At 50.9% G+C, this 15,438-nt stretch carries 17 protein-coding genes; all 17 read left to right on the forward strand.

Annotated elements, in window-relative coordinates:
• Positions 1–9 precede the first annotated feature (9 nt).
• Complete coding sequence (locus tag PHR44_02070) at positions 10–762, forward strand: ABC transporter ATP-binding protein (protein MDD4909458.1); 753 nt, start codon at positions 10–12, stop codon at positions 760–762.
• Between the two features lie 12 nt (positions 763–774).
• Positions 775–1,383 (forward strand): MlaD family protein, encoded by a 609-nt coding sequence (locus PHR44_02075; GenBank protein ID MDD4909459.1) that lies wholly within the window; start codon positions 775–777, stop codon positions 1,381–1,383.
• A 1-nt stretch (position 1,384) separates the two neighbouring features.
• Positions 1,385–2,758 (forward strand): DNA repair protein RadA, encoded by a 1,374-nt coding sequence (gene radA / locus PHR44_02080; protein MDD4909460.1) that lies wholly within the window; start codon positions 1,385–1,387, stop codon positions 2,756–2,758.
• 162 nt (positions 2,759–2,920) lie between these two features.
• Complete coding sequence (locus PHR44_02085) at positions 2,921–3,916, forward strand: hypothetical protein (GenBank protein MDD4909461.1); 996 nt, start codon at positions 2,921–2,923, stop codon at positions 3,914–3,916.
• Between the two features lie 6 nt (positions 3,917–3,922).
• Positions 3,923–4,597, forward strand: a complete 675-nt coding sequence (ispD, locus tag PHR44_02090) for a 2-C-methyl-D-erythritol 4-phosphate cytidylyltransferase (GenBank protein MDD4909462.1) — start codon at positions 3,923–3,925, stop codon at positions 4,595–4,597.
• Entirely contained in the window at positions 4,588–5,076 is a 489-nt protein-coding gene (gene ispF, locus PHR44_02095; protein ID MDD4909463.1) for a 2-C-methyl-D-erythritol 2,4-cyclodiphosphate synthase, read from the forward strand. Before ispD ends, ispF begins: the two co-directional genes overlap by 10 nt.
• A complete protein-coding gene (cysE, locus tag PHR44_02100; GenBank protein ID MDD4909464.1) occupies positions 5,073–5,759 on the forward strand; it encodes a serine O-acetyltransferase in 687 nt (228 codons plus the stop codon). The genes ispF and cysE overlap by 4 nt, the downstream gene beginning before the upstream one ends.
• Before the next feature lie 148 nt (positions 5,760–5,907).
• Entirely contained in the window at positions 5,908–7,311 is a 1,404-nt protein-coding gene (gene cysS, locus PHR44_02105) for a cysteine--tRNA ligase (GenBank protein MDD4909465.1), read from the forward strand.
• Positions 7,312–7,958: 647 nt separating this feature from the next.
• Positions 7,959–8,534 (forward strand): hypothetical protein, encoded by a 576-nt coding sequence (locus PHR44_02110; protein MDD4909466.1) that lies wholly within the window; start codon positions 7,959–7,961, stop codon positions 8,532–8,534.
• 118 nt (positions 8,535–8,652) lie between these two features.
• A complete protein-coding gene (locus PHR44_02115; GenBank protein ID MDD4909467.1) occupies positions 8,653–8,874 on the forward strand; it encodes a hypothetical protein in 222 nt (73 codons plus the stop codon).
• Between the two features lie 128 nt (positions 8,875–9,002).
• Positions 9,003–9,548 (forward strand): porin family protein, encoded by a 546-nt coding sequence (locus tag PHR44_02120; protein ID MDD4909468.1) that lies wholly within the window; start codon positions 9,003–9,005, stop codon positions 9,546–9,548.
• A gap of 4 nt (positions 9,549–9,552) precedes the next feature.
• The gene (tmk, locus tag PHR44_02125; protein ID MDD4909469.1) at positions 9,553–10,185 is read left to right on the forward strand and encodes a dTMP kinase; all 633 of its coding nucleotides are present in this window, start codon (positions 9,553–9,555) and stop codon (positions 10,183–10,185) included.
• Positions 10,167–11,132, forward strand: coding sequence for a DNA polymerase III subunit delta' (gene holB / locus PHR44_02130; protein ID MDD4909470.1), 966 nt, complete (start codon positions 10,167–10,169; stop codon positions 11,130–11,132). Before tmk ends, holB begins: the two co-directional genes overlap by 19 nt.
• The gene (locus tag PHR44_02135) at positions 11,120–11,908 is read left to right on the forward strand and encodes a stage 0 sporulation family protein (protein MDD4909471.1); all 789 of its coding nucleotides are present in this window, start codon (positions 11,120–11,122) and stop codon (positions 11,906–11,908) included. The genes holB and PHR44_02135 overlap by 13 nt, the downstream gene beginning before the upstream one ends.
• The gene (metG, locus tag PHR44_02140; GenBank protein ID MDD4909472.1) at positions 11,908–13,386 is read left to right on the forward strand and encodes a methionine--tRNA ligase; all 1,479 of its coding nucleotides are present in this window, start codon (positions 11,908–11,910) and stop codon (positions 13,384–13,386) included. Before PHR44_02135 ends, metG begins: the two co-directional genes overlap by 1 nt.
• A gap of 103 nt (positions 13,387–13,489) precedes the next feature.
• Positions 13,490–14,311: a TatD family hydrolase gene (locus PHR44_02145; GenBank protein ID MDD4909473.1), complete on the forward strand. Its 822-nt coding sequence runs from the start codon at positions 13,490–13,492 to the stop codon at positions 14,309–14,311.
• A complete protein-coding gene (locus PHR44_02150) occupies positions 14,308–15,432 on the forward strand; it encodes a DUF362 domain-containing protein (GenBank protein ID MDD4909474.1) in 1,125 nt (374 codons plus the stop codon). Before PHR44_02145 ends, PHR44_02150 begins: the two co-directional genes overlap by 4 nt.
• Positions 15,433–15,438: the final 6 nt, after the last annotated feature.

Genomic DNA, 15,438 nt, shown 5'->3' on the forward strand with positions numbered 1-15,438 from the left:
TTGCAGGGTATGATTGAGATAAGAGGCGTATACAGGTCCTTCGGGGACAACCATGTGCTTAACGGGGTCGACCTTACCGTAAAGCGGGGCGAGACCAAGGTGATCATCGGCCGCTCCGGCTGCGGCAAGAGCGTCCTGCTCAAGCACATCGTGGGCATACTCAATCCGGACAAAGGGGAGGTGCTCGTCGGAGGCAAAAACATAGTCGGGCTCTCCGAGAAAGACGTTAACTCGGTGAGGATGAAGATAGGGATGGTCTTCCAGGGAGGGGCGTTGTTCGATTCCATGAGCGTGGGCGATAACGTGGGTTTTTCCCTTAAGGAACATACCGATCTCAGCGGGAAGGAAATACTTGAGCGCGTGGAAGAATCGCTGTGCATGGTGGATCTCTGCGGCATAGAGCATCTTATGCCCGCGGAATTAAGCGGCGGGATGAAAAAGCGCGTGGCGGTGGCGCGGGCGATCTGCAATAAACCCGAGATCATACTTTATGACGAGCCGACCACGGGCGTTGACCCGATCACCGCCGACAGCATAAACGACCTGATAAGGAACATGCACGATAAACTCAAGATAACCACCATTGTCGTCACTCACGATATGAAGAGCGCCTATAAAGTCGCGGACACTATCGCCATGCTTTATAAGGGCAGGATAATAGCGCAGGGCAGGCCCGAAGAGATACAGCATACGGCGCATCCGGTAGTGCACCAGTTCATTAACGGGCTGGCAAAGGGCCCGATCACTGAAACGCTGGAATAATGGAGGAATAATATGGCCAATAACAATTCAAAATTAGAACTGAAGGTGGGGCTATTCGTCTTTATCGGTTTATTGATTCTCAGTGTATTCATTCTTTCCATAAAGAGCATTAAGAGCTTTGCCTCCACCTACAATCTTAATGTCATGTTCGGCTTTGTGAACGGCGTTAAGGTCGGCGCGCCGGTGAGGTTTGCCGGAGTCGATGTGGGCGAGGTCAAGGATATAGACGTTTATTTTGACGAGGGCCAGCATAAGACACGCGTAAATACTTTGATATCCATAGAGAAAGGGGTAAAGGTGCCGGTTGGTTCCGCGGTGTGGATAAACACGCTGGGCCTTTTGGGGGAAAAATACGTTGAGATCATGCCGGCCGCCAATGACAGCGAGTTCTACCGGGCGGGAAGCAGCCTGGCAGGCAAAGACCCTGTGGCCATGCACGAGGTGGGAGAGCTGCTTCAGAGGGTCGCCTACGGGCTTGACGATATCATAGCGCAGATGCATACCGGCGAAGGCACCATAGGAAAGCTGATCTACGACTCCCGTCTTTATCAGGACATAGAAGAGATGTTCTCTGACCTTAAGAAGAACCCCTGGAAGTTATTGCATAAGCCGAAAAAGTAGCATGAAGACCAAAACCATATACGCCTGCCAGAACTGCGGGGCGCAGTCGGCGAAATGGTCGGGCAGGTGCGCCGATTGCGGCAGCTGGAATTCTTTTGTGGAGGAGAATTACAGCGAGCCGACGGCAAAGACCAGAAGCCGCGCCATCACTAATTCCCAGCCGCCGGTCCTGCTCAAGGATGTCAGCGTGGAGAACTTTTCCCGGGCCAAAACCGGCATCTCGGAACTGGACAGGGTATTGGGCGGCGGTATTGTGCCGGGTTCGGTCGTGCTTATCGGAGGCGACCCGGGCATAGGCAAGTCCACCATATGCCTGCAGATATGCGCGGGGCTCTCAGCCGCCGGTAAAAAGGTCCTTTACATCAGCGGCGAAGAATCCGTGTCCCAGACCAAGCTGCGCGCCGAGAGGCTCGCCCCTTTTAAGAACGCCGGCGAACTTTTCATCGTCAACCAGACCGACATAGGCATCATAGAGGAATCCATAAAAAAGCTTTCTCCGGATATGGTGGTGGTGGATTCCATACAGGTGGTGTTCAATCCGGAATTTGATTCCAGCCCCGGCTCTGTCAGCCAGGTGCGCGACTGCGCCGGTTACCTCACGCGCATCGCCAAGACCGAAGACATCGCGATGTTCATCATCGGGCACGTTACCAAGCAGGGCACGCTCGCCGGCCCGCGCGTGCTTGAGCACATAGTTGACACGGTCCTGTATTTTGAGGGCGACAGGTATTCCGCCTACCGCGTATTGAGGGCGCAGAAAAACCGCTTCGGCTCCACCAATGAGATAGGCGTGTTTGAGATGACCTCATCCGGCTTAAAAGAGGTGGATAATCCCTCCTGCATTTTTCTTTCGGAGCGCGCAAAGAATGTATCCGGCTCAGCGGTGTCCTCCGTGCTGGAAGGCACGCGGCCGCTCTTAGTTGAGATCCAGGCGCTGACCAGCAGGGCGAACTTCGGCTATGCCGCGCGCAGGGCGCAGGGGTTTGACCATAACCGCCTCAACCTGCTCATAGCCGTGCTTGAGAAAAGGATAGGCCTGCACCTTGAAACAGAGGACGTATTCCTGAACGTAGCCGGAGGGGTCAAGGTGGCAGACCCTGCCTGCGACCTGGCCGTGGTCGCGGCCATCGCCTCAAGTTTTAAGGACAAGCCGATATTGGAGGAGACGGTCGTATTCGGAGAGGTGGGGCTTACTTCAGAGGTAAGGAGCGCCAATCAGATAGAACTGAGGATCAATGAAGCGGAAAAATTAGGGTTTAAGAGGTGCATACTGCCGCGCAACAACCTTAAGAACGCGAGCGCCGCGGGCAGGAGGAAAATAGAACTTATCGGGGCAGCCAGCGTGAAAGAGGCGCTGGATATATTAGTTGGATAAGAAAAATATTAATGACCAATGACGAAACCCGAATGACGAATGAATGTCTAAATGACCAAATGTCCAATTTTGACATTGGACATTGAAGAATTGGTCATTTATTCGACATTCGTCATTGGAGAATTCGACATTGAATTATTTTTATACTAAACGGAGGTTATAATGGTGATCCTATTTACCAGGTTGTTATTTTTCATCATATTTACGCTTATAGGGTATCAGACCGGAGACACCAGCGACGCCGCCTTGATCGGCGCTCTTATCGGGGCGTTTGCCGGAGCGGTCATAATCCTGTCGGAAATAGGGATGAAGCGTGTTTCCGTGCGCGGCCTGTCCAGCGCCGTGTTCGGGCTTATACTGGGCCTGATAATGGCCAAGCTTGTGGGCGATGTCTTCAGTTTGACGCCCATCAGCCAGCCGGTGCTTGCGCTGATCAAGGTCACCCTCACGCTTGTGTTCTGCTATCTGGGGATGATCATGGGCCTGAGGGGCAGGGACGAGTTTAATATAATCATACCTTACGTGAGATTGCGCCGCGAGGACAGGTCGGCCGAGATAGTCATACTGGACACGTCGGTGATAGTAGACGGCAGGATCACGGACATCTTAAAGACAAAGTTTTTGGACGGCAAATTGGTCATACCGCGCTTTGTGCTTAAGGAGCTGCAGCAGATAGCTGATTCCGCCGACTCCATAAAACGCCAGCGCGGCAGAAGGGGGCTGGAGACCCTTCATAAGATACAGAAGGAAAGCGGCATGGACATAAATATACACGAAGACGATTTTCCGGAATTCCCCGACGTTGACTCAAAGCTGGTAAAGCTCGCCAAGGTGCTTGAGGCCAAGATCATGACCGTTGATTATAACTTAAACCGTGTTGCCGCGCTTCAGGGGATCAAGGTCCTCAATATAAATGAGCTCTCAGGCGCCCTGAAACCGGTGGTGTTCCCCGGAGAGGTAATGAACCTGAAACTGATCAAGGAAGGCAAGGAGCACAATCAGGCGATAGGGTATCTTGACGACGGCACGATGGTCGTGGTGGAGGATTCGCGGCATTATATCGGCCGCGAGATGAAGGTCGTGGTGACGTCGGTTTTCCAGACCCAGGCAGGCCGGATGATCTTTGCCAAGCTCGCTTCAGCGAACGCGAAGCATTAGATAGAAATGAAGGTCGTGGCTATAATTGCCGCCGCGGGAGCAGGCAGGCGGCTGGGCAGGAAAAAGGCGCTTTTAGGTTTTTCAGGCAAACCGCTAATATATTACTGCCTCAATACCCTGAACAGCCACCGGCTCATTGACGGCATCATAATCGCCGCGGCCTCAAGTGATCTAAAGAAGATAGAGCGGCTGGTCGGAAGTTACGGCTTCAAAAAGGTCATCAGCGTAGTTAAAGGCGGGGCCGCGCGCCGGGATTCGGTAAGAAACGCCTTAAAACATCTTCCTTCCGGCTGCGGCCTTGTGCTTATACACGACGCGGCCAGGCCGTTTGTTGATGGCCGGACAATAACAGCCCTGATAAAACAGGCAATGTCAGGCGGGGCGGCGATCGCCGCCGTCAGGGTAAAATCCACCATAAAGCGGGTAAATACCGACAGGACAGTGCGCGCTACTATTGACAGGGATGAGCTTGTTGAGGCGCAGACCCCGCAGGTGTTTGACAGGGAGCTGCTCCTCAGGGCATATAGGGATGGTGCCGGCCTCAAGGCAACAGACGATTCTTTTCTTGTGGAGCGCCTGGGCAGGAAGGTCAAGGTGGTAGAGGGCTCTTATTTTAACATCAAGATAACCACACCTGAGGATTTGGTGTTTGCGAAGGCGATATTGAAGAGATGCGCATAGGAATCGGTTACGACATACATCCTTTGATCGAAGGCAGGAAGTTATTCCTGGGCGGGGTGGAGATACCGTACAATAAGGGCCTGCTGGGGCATTCCGACGCCGACGCGCTGCTGCACGCGCTCTGCGACGCGATGCTGGGAGCGGCGGGCTTAGGCGACATAGGCAAATTCTTCCCTGACAGCGAGGCGGAGTTTCACAACATCTCCAGCATAAAGCTGCTTGAACGCGTAAATGAAATGCTCGCGGATAAGGGTTTGCGCGTTTCCAACGTTGACAGCGTGGTGATCGCCGATGAGCCGCGGCTTGAGCCGTTCAAGGACAGGATGCAGGCGCTTATTGCTGGGGCGCTGAAAATAGAAAAGGGCGATGCCTGCGTCAAGGCCACCTCCCAGGAAGGGCTGGGCCTGATCGGAAGGGGCGAGGCGATCGCCGCCTACGCGGTCGTGCTGCTTGAAGAGAAAAAAGGAGAGAAGAAATGAGCATATTATTTTACGTTCTTCTTGCGTTTATTTTAATAATCATAGCCAAGGCGGCGGTCATCTCGCTGGTTTTTAAAGAGGAGATAAGGTCCGCCAGGGAGCGCGACCCGGCTGCCCGCTCAAATCTTGAGGTGATCCTGCTCTACGAAGGCCTGCATGCCGTGATCGCTTACCGCGCCGCGCGTTTCTTCTATAAAATACGCTTCTTTTTCATCGCGCGGCTGATAAGTGTCGTCGCGCGCCATTTCACCGGCATTGAGATCCATCCCGGGGCAAAAATAGGCAAGGGGCTGTTCATTGACCACGGTATGGGGGTTGTTATCGGCGAGACCTCGATCCTGGGCGATAATATTACTCTTTATCAGGGCGTGACACTGGGCGGCACCGGCAAAGAGAAGGGCAAGCGCCATCCCACTCTGGGCAACAACGTGGTCATCGGCGCGGGCGCAAAGGTATTGGGGAACATTGCCGTCGGCGATAATTCTTATGTGGGGGCGAACGCCGTGGTTATAAAGGATGTGCCGCCTAATTCAACGGTGGTGGGCGTGCCCGGGCGGGTCACCAAACAGGACGGCAAGAGAATGGATTTTGATCTTGACCACATCCATGTCATAGACCCGATCATGCAGAATATCGAGGAGCTGGAGGAGCGGGTCAAGAAGTTAGAACAAGATAAACACTAAACCCTAAACACTAAACTCTAAACAAACTCAAATGTCAAAACACAAAACTCAAAACACGCAATTACAAAACAATAGCGTTTTGGGTTTGTAATTTTGGGTTTTGGGTTTATTTAGGGTTTAGGATTTAGAGTTTAGGGTTTAAATTATTATGTCCATCCAAATCTACAATTCTCTCACAAGAAAGAAGGAAGAATTTAAGCCTCTGAAAGATAAGCAGGTGAAGATGTACGTGTGCGGCCCCACGGTTTACGATGAGCCGCACATAGGCCATGCGCGCAGCGCCTACATATTTGACGTGGTCAGGCGCTACCTGAAATACCGCGGTTACAAGGTGAAGTTCGTGCGCAACGTCACCGATGTCGACGACAAGATCATTGACAAGGCAAGGAAGGAATGCGAGGGCGAAGATTTGAACGCCGCCACAAAGAAGGTTGCCGAAAAATATCTCAAGGCATATCATGACGCACTGGAGAATTTAGGCATAGATAACAATGACATTGTTGAGCCCAAGGCAAGCGAATATATCCCCAAAATGGTTAAGTTTATAGAAGGACTCATAAAGAAGGGCGCTGCCTATCAGTCAGGCGGCGATGTTTATTTTGATATAAAGCTGGCAAAGGATTACGGAAAGCTGTCTAATCAATCCCTGGATAAAATGGAGGCAGGCGCGCGCGTTGCCGTGGGCGAGAGTAAGAAGGACCCGCTTGATTTCGCGCTGTGGAAGGCGGCAAAAGAAGGCGAGCCGTCGTGGAAGTCGCCGTGGGGGCCTGGCAGGCCGGGCTGGCATATAGAATGCTCGGTAATGAGTTCGGATATTCTGGGGGATGAATTTGACATTCACGGCGGAGGGCTGGACCTGATATTCCCTCACCATGAGAACGAGAAGGCGCAGTCCGAAGGCGCGGGCAAGAAATTCGCGAAATACTGGATGCACCACGGATTACTGACGATTAACAGCCAGAAGATGTCCAAGTCGCTGGGGAATTTTGTCACGGTGACTGATTTTCTCGTCAGACACAAGAACGCGGACCTGTTGAAACTGCTGTTTCTCTCGGCGCACTACTCCTCGCCTGTTGATTACACGGATGAGAAGATTGCCGAGGCAAAAGAGGCGCTGGAGCGCATCCTGATATTTATGGATAAGGCAAGGAAGATCAGGGGGAAAATATCTCTTTCAGCAAATGATAAATTCAAAGAGATTGATGAGGTAAAAGATAAATTTACTAAAAGTATGGACGATGATTTTAATACACCCCAAGCATTATCTTATATATTTGAGTTAATATCATTTGGGAATAAAAATACTGATAATTCCAAGATCGTTCTGAGCGTAAGAGATGCAGTTACTACTTTGAAAAATGTATTGGGGCTTACTATTAAGGAACATATTTTCTTACCCGGAGATAAGATTCAACAAATGATAGAAGAAAGAAACGAGGCAAGAAAGAAAAAAGATTTTGCTCTTTCAGACAAAATTAGGCAAGAATTGGAGCAGTTGGGCATTGTGCTTGAGGATACCAAGGACGGCACGACCTGGCGGAGAAAGCTGTAACAATTTCTGCGTCTGGCTTGTCTGTGTTGCGCGGCAGCGGGTCCTGTCTTTGGACAGCCCCACCCCGTGCTCATTACTTAACGCTACAGGCGTGAACTCCGCGCGGGGCGGGGCGCCCCGTCCAAAGCCACCCGCTGAGACAATCACAGCCAAGCCAGACGCAAAGGCGAGCGAGAAAGGCGGCGGGTAGAGATCTACAATTAAAAAAATATGTCAAAAATATCAGATTTTATTCAAGGAGTTAAAAAACATTGGATTTACTATGTTATTGTGCTTATTGTCCTAGTAGTAATTAATATTGGGAACTTTCTTGAGGGCGTAGATAAAATCCGTTCGTTTTTTAACAAAAATCGGCATACCCCGCAAGAACAAAGCAGTGGCAGGCCAGGAGTATCTTCAAAGATATATGTGGGTAGGGATTTAAATGTGCGTGGCGGTATATATATGAATAGCGGGACTGAATAGAGGGGACGGTTCTCTTTGATATTGGTTTCGCTAAGAAAATATTAGAAAGTTACCCCACACTTACGTGTGGGGAATGATACGCTAAGAATAGCCAAATGTAAGTGGGGACGGTTCTCTGGAATATTAGTTGTTAGCGCGTAATAGGTTATGGCACCTCGATTATAAATGCGAAGGGATAACAGATGAGAAGTTTTCTTATTACATTTATTAGTACAATAGCCGCTATCATTACTGTATATGCTAGTTGGAATGCTATTAAGTATAGTTTGATAATTATTCCAAACAATCTCACTATTAATAATAGCGAATGGAATGAGATATACCACTTAATGTTAACCAACAATAAAGATTATCCTTTATTTGCAATACAGATTCATATTACCTGTGAAGATAATACTTTTGATGTTGACAATATTGAACTTATAGGTAAACAAGAAGGTGATGAGGTGCTTAATCTGGGAGATAAAGATAACTATTATACAGTTAACTATAATTTAGTGCAATTTACTGCTGTATCCAAGCCCGATAGAATTAAAACAAGAATCTTAAGAGTAAATAGCTTAGAACCGCATACTACTAAAAGACTCCCCATAAAGATTATTAGTAATCAAACGCAGAAAATGAGCACCATTAGAATTAAAATAGGCGAATTTTTTAAAACTCCCCAGAAAGTCACAGAGAAAAAGAACGAAGTAGCAATACCATTCGTATTAAATAAAGAGAAATTGTGGATGCGTTTGTCACTTGATAAAAAATAGGAAATAGTGATAGGAAATAGCGGGGACGGTTCTCTGGGATATTAGTTAGCGTAATAAGTTATGACACCTCGATTATAAATGCGAGGAGGCATTATCCGATAACAAAGGAGAGAGGGATATGGACAGAGAGACGAAGAACATAGTGGGTTTACTGGTCAATCTGGCTATACCAGGGATTGGAACAATTATTTGGGGTGATAGCAATAAGGGGGTAACGCAGTTAGTCCTGTGGTTGGTAGGGGTATTTTTATCCTTTGTTATTATCGGTATTCCTTTAGTTTTTGGTGTTTGGGTTTGGGCTTTAGCAATGGGAATAAAGAGGATGTCCAAAAATAAATAATGAATACTGGCGGCGGGGCGCTTTTAGGCTGGAGGGTACCCCACACTTACGTGTGGGGAATGATACGATAAGAATAGCCAGATGATTCTACACACGTAAGTGTGTAGAGGAAAAAAGGAGGGGGTGCGATGCGCAAGGTAGTAGTCTTAGGAATTATAGCAATATTCGTGGTATTCTTGGGGACTGCCCTATGCCAGGACATAGCGGGCAGGTGGTACGCGGGCGCGGCGGCAACTTATGTTCAGCCGGAAGACGCGGAATTCAAGGAAAAGCTGACGGGTTTAGGCAGGATATTTGTGGGCAAAGGAATAAATAACAATCTTTCCGCGGAGCTTGAGGCGGATAGTTTCAGGATGAAATCAAAAACCGGCTCTAAGGTAAGGGTGAGCTCGGTCCTGGCCAGCCTGGAATTAAGGAAGAAGTTTGGAGTGATCTACCCTTACGCGCTGGCCGGATTGGGCTGGTCATTCTTCAGTTTTGACGGTATGACGCCCGCGGAGACAAAGGACAAATCAAACTCTTACGCGTATAAACTTGGCGCTGGAGTAGAGTATTTCCTGAATAAGGACTGGGCGCTGAATTATGAAGCGGCGCATTTTTACACCGACACAGGTGACACTCATTCCGATGTTTGGAACTGGCAGCACAGCATAGGCATAAAATACTATTTTTAGTGGTATGAAGGGTATATTCGTCACATTCGAGGGCTCTGAGGGCTCCGGCAAGAGCACGCACTCTAAGATGCTTTGTGATTATTTGAGGCGCGAGGGCCGCGAGGTGTTGTTTGCGCGCGAGCCGGGCTCGACGTTTGTGGGCGAGCAGATAAGGAAGGCCCTGCTCAGCGTGAGAAACAAGTCGATGTCTGCCAACTGTGAACTGATGCTTTATATGGCGGCGAGGGCGCAGATCGTGGATGAGCTGATCATCCCCGCTTTGAAAAAAGGCGCCGCGGTGGTCTGCGACAGGTTCCTTGATTCAACGCTTGCCTATCAGGGCTATGGGCTGGGAATGGATTTATCGGCGATCCGCCACATGGGCAAACTGGTCACGCGCGGGATCAGGCCGGACATAACCTTTTTTCTTGATGTGGAGGTCAACGAAGGCCTTCGGCGCGCCGGCAGCGTAAAGGATAGGATAGAATTAAGGCCGCTTGCTTTTCACAGGAGAGTGAGGGCCGGCTATCTTAAGCTGGCAAAGGCCGAACCCGGCCGCGTCAAGGTGATCAAGGTCGACCACAATAAAGAGCAGACGCAAGAGGCGATAAGAAAACAGATAGACGATCTGATAAAGAAATGTCATTTAAGAACATAATTGGACAGCCGCGGGCAATAGCGCTCATCAAGTCGCAATTAAAAGAGGGCACGCTTAAGGGCTCGTATCTGTTCTGCGGCCCGTCCGGCATAGGCAAGACATTGACCGCGCTGGCCCTGGCAAAGGCGCTTAACTGCCAGGAGCAGGGCGATGATTCTTGCGGCGCCTGCCCTTCCTGCAGGAAGATAGACGGCCTTAATCATCCCGATGTTTTCCTGATAGAGAAGAAGGAAGGCGACTCGCAGATAAAGGTGGATGACATACGCCTGATGCTGGAAAGGATCGCCTTAAGGCCGTTTGAGGCAAAATGGAAGGTGTTTATTATCAGGGACGCGCAATACCTGAGTTTAGAGAGCGCCAACTGTCTGCTCAAGGCGCTGGAGGAGCCGCCGGATAATTCGCTGATCATACTCACCACGTCAAATTCCGCGGCGGTCATCCCCACGATCATCTCCAGGTGCAAGAAGGTTACCTTCGGCAGCCTGCCGCTTAAGGCGGTGGGGGATATCCTCTCGGAGAAGTATTCGCTGGAGGCGGACACGAGCCGATTTCTCGCCCAGTTCAGCGGGGGCTCTCCGGGTGAGGCGGCAAGGTTCAAGGATATGGATATGCTGGTCGTAAAGAACAGCATAATAGACACCTTTTTGTTCGGCCTCTACCCCAAGGTGCCCTCGGCCGTATTTGACGACGAGAGAGAGGACCTGAGATTTACCCTGGCGGTGTTAGCCGCCTACCTTCGCGATCTATGGATGCTGAAGATCGGCCTCAACAGCCGCCTGATAAATGAAGACAGGGCGGACAACCTTGAGTCAATGAGCGGCAGGTACAGTTTTGAGGAGCTGGACGCTGCATTTAACGACCTGAGCCAGTTGTCCTACCTGGCCGAGAGAAACGTAAGCACGAAACTGATATTCAACTTTCTGAGGTTAAGATTATGCAAGAGATAGTGCAGGTTAAATTAAGAGAGGCCGGGCAGTGCACTTATTTCTACAACAACGGCCTTGCCCTGAAACTGGGCGATATAGTCATTGTGGAGCAGGACAGGGGGCTTGATTACGGCCATATCGCCTGCGACGCGCAGGTTGCCGCGGAGCCGGAGAACAAGGACAATATCAAGAAGGTCCTGCGCGTGGCAACGGCTGATGACATAGAGAAGATCGCCGATAACCAGCTTCGGGCGGCCGAGGCGCGCAAGACCTGCGTAATAAAGATCGATCAGCACCGGCTTGATATGAAACTGGTTGACTGCGAATACGCCTTTGACCGCAGCAAGATAATCTTTTACTTCACCGCGGAGGAGAGGATAGATTTCCGGGAACTGGTCAAGGAGCTGGCAGGCATATTCAAGGTAAGGATAGAGTTGAGGCAGATAGGCGTCAGGGATGAGGCGCGGCTTTTAGGGGGGCTGGGCTCCTGCGGCAGGGAGCTTTGCTGCAAGACATTCCTCAAGGACTTTGTGCCGGTCACGATAAGGATGGCAAAGGACGAAGGCCTGCCGCTGAATCCGCCCAAGATCTCCGGGCTATGCGGACGGCTGATGTGCTGCCTGGCCTATGAATATGATACCTACAAGGAATTCAGCCGCGGCATGCCCAGGGAGGGCGATAAGATCAGCACTCCCGAAGGCAAGGGCAAGGTCGTCTCGGTCAACATACTTAAACGCAAGGCGTACGTTGAATTGGAAGAAGGAAAACAAATAATCATAGATTATACGAAGAAATAATGCCTGAAAAATTCTACATAACCACTCCGATCTATTACGTGAATGCCTCTCCGCACATAGGGCATTCCTATACGACGGTTGCCGCTGATACTATCGCGCGTTTTATGAGGGGCAGGATCGGCAAGGAGAACGTGCTCTTTCTTACCGGCACCGACGAGCACGGCCAGAAAGTGCAGCGCGCGGCGGAAGAGGCGGGCGTGGCCGTGCGGGAATTCACCGACAGGACATCCGGGAAATTCAGGGATCTCTGGCAGGCGCTGAACATCCAATACGACGATTTTATACGCACTACGGAACAAAGGCACATTGAGGCGGTGCAGAAGGTTTTAACCATGCTTTATGATAAGGGCGATATCTTTCAGTCAAAGTATGAGGGGCTCTACTGCACGCCCTGCGAGACATTCTGGACAGGGACTCAAGCCGAGGACGGGCTCTGCCCTGACTGTAAGCGCAAGCTGGAAAGCATAAGCGAGACAAACTTCTTCTTTAATCTTTCTAAATATCAGGAAGCGCTTATGAAGCATATCGCCTCGCACCCGGGTTTTATCCGGCCCAGGATACGCGAGAACGAGGTGATGAGCTTTCTTGAGCATAACCGCTTGTCCGACCTGTGCATATCGCGCCCCAAAGAGCGGCTGGGCTGGGGCATCCCGCTGCCGTTCAGCCCGGATCATGTTACCTATGTCTGGTTTGACGCGCTGATAAATTACATCAGCGCGATCGGCTTCGCGCGGGACAGGAAGAAATTTGATAAATTCTGGCCGGCGGACATACACATCATGGCAAAGGACATACTCAGGCAGCACGCCATATACTGGCCGATAATGCTCATGGCCCTCGGCGAGAAGCTTCCCGAGGTAGTGTTCGCCCACGGCTGGTGGAAGATAGACGAGAAAAAGATGTCAAAGTCACTGGGCAACGTGGTTGACCCCTATGCCATGGTTGAGAAATACGGCGTAGAGGCCTACAGGTATTTCCTGCTCAGAGAGGTGCAGTTCGGCTTTGACGGCAACTTTTCCGAAGAGGCGCTGGTCAAGCGCGTCAACAGCGACCTTGCCAACGATCTGGGCAATCTCGCGCACAGGAGCGCCACGATGCTGGAGAAATACTGCGCCGGAAAACTGCCGGAGAAAGGCGGAGCGTTCCCCGCTGATTTTGACAAGGCGCTGAAAGAACTGCCTGAGGCGGTAGAGGCGTTCATGCTGGAATACAATTTCAGCGCCGCCCTTGAGAAGATATGGGGACTTATAAACAAGGCGAACAAATACATAGAAGACACAAAGCCCTGGGCCCTGGCAAAAGAAAAGAAGGACAAGGAGCTGTATCTGTTCTTGAACCTTCTGGTTGAGGTGATAAAGACAGTGGCCGCGGCCCTTGCCGCGCTTATGCCTCAGGCCTCGCAGAAGCTGTTGAAGCAGTTCTCGGCTCCAGAGATCAAAAAGGGCGAGCCCTTGTTTCCGAGAATAGAGACCAATTGAAAGCGAAAAGCGCAAAGCGAAAAACGCAAAACTAAAACGTAAAGTTCAAAACGTTTTAAACTTTAAACTTTGGTTTTACGCTTTGCGCTTTACATTTTACGCTATGTTAACTGATACTCATTGCCACCTTGATTTCCCGGAATACGGCGAGGATCTGGAGCGGGTAATAGAGAACGCCAGGCAGGCGGGGATCGCCTTTATCGTGAATATCGGCTCCAGCTTGAAGTCCAGCCGGGAGGCAGTATCTCTGTCCGCGAAATACGATTTTATTTATGCCGCGGTTGGCCTGCATCCTCACGAATGGAAAGGTTTCTCCGCCGCGGACATATCGGAGGTCAAGTCGTTAGCGGCAAATAAAAAGGTTGTGGCAATAGGCGAATGCGGGCTGGATTATCACAGGGCCCACGATAAGGAAAGGCAAAAACAGCTCTTTTCGGCGCATATAGATATAGCCAAAGAGAAGGGCCTGCCGCTGGTCATACACACCAGGGACGCGCACAATGATACGCTTGATATCTTAAGGCGCGCTTTCCCGGAGGGCGGTATCAGGGGGGTGGTGCATTGTTTTTCCGGCGACGAAAAGGTGCTTTCTGAGTGCCTTGAGCTGGGGCTGGACATATCCTTCACCTGCAATATAACATATCCCGCTAAGGGCTTTAATACCCGGCGGGATCCCGCCGATAATATACTTCAGCGGGACAAGAAGGCGGAGGATTTAAGAAAACTGGTCGGCATGATTCCGCTTGAACGGCTCTTGCTTGAAACCGACGCGCCGTTCCTGCCGCCGCAGGAGTTAAGGGGCAGGCGTAATGAGCCGGCGTATGTGAAATACCTGGCTGACGCGATAGCGGAGATCAAGGGAATAAGTTTTGACGAGGTATCGCGCCAGACCGAAGCCAACGCCAGAAGGTTGTTTGGAATATGAGATCCAGAGTGTCCATAGTCAGGTGCGGCAGTTACGACAGGGAAGCGGTGCGGCAGGCGGTAGATGACGCCGTCGGCCTGCTCGGCGGCATAACCGCCTTTGTCAAGCCCGGCCGCAAAGTGCTGGTCAAGCCAAACCTGCTTATGGCGCAGGGCCCGGAAATACCGGTATGCACGCATCCGGAATTCATAAGGGCGGTGGTAAGGATGTTGAAGGCGATCAATGCAGAGGTGCTTATCGGCGACGGCCCCAGCGTCTGGGGAGGCCGCTCGGAAAATGTGGATGAGGTCTATGATGTCTGCGGCATCAGAGAGATAGCGCGGGATGAGGGCTGCGGTATCGTCTATTTTGACAAGCATTCCTGGTTTGGCAAGATACCCCTGGCCGCGGTCCTTAATGAGGTGGACTGCGTGGTGTCTTTGCCCAAACTTAAGACGCACAATTTTACGGTGCTTACCGCCGGGGTAAAAAATCTTTTCGGCCTGGTCAGCAGCAGTTTTAAACTCAAGTTCCATAGAGACTTTTTTGACGCGGAGCATTTTTCCTCCGTGCTGGTTGACATCTACGAAAAGGTAAGGCCGGCGCTGACTATAATTGACGCGGTAACCGCTATGCAGGGAGATGGTCCTGGCCCCAGCGGCACCGCGAAGCAGCTAGGTTTAGCGCTGGCTTCGCGTGATGCCGTGGCGCTTGACAGCGTGGCCTCTACGATCATGGGACTGCACCCGGAAAATGTGCCTACGAACAGGATCGCAGAAAAAAGGCAGTTGGGTAATATAAAAAAAGACAGCATAGAATTATTAGGCGAAGATTTAAGCGAGATAAATGTAGGGCATTTCCAGCAGGCAGGCGCCTCTATCATATTGAGGATCCCCGCCCCCTTAGCCGCGGTCATCAAAAGGTTCCTTAAGGCCTGGCCGCTTGTGCTGAGCAGGGAATGCAGGAGATGCCGCAAATGCGCAGCTGCCTGCCCTGAAGGGGCGATATCATTCAACGAAAATAAAGACAGAATAGAGATAGATTACGGCAAATGCATCAGTTGTTTCTGCTGCCAGGAGACCTGTCCGTATGCCGCGATCGCCACGAGGAAGAGTTTGCTGGCCAGATTGATCGGCTTGTAAGTACGC

The sequence above is a fragment of the Candidatus Omnitrophota bacterium genome (assembly GCA_028707125.1).
In the GTDB taxonomy this organism is placed as follows: domain Bacteria; phylum Omnitrophota; class Gorgyraeia; order Gygaellales; family JAQTUX01; genus JAQTUX01.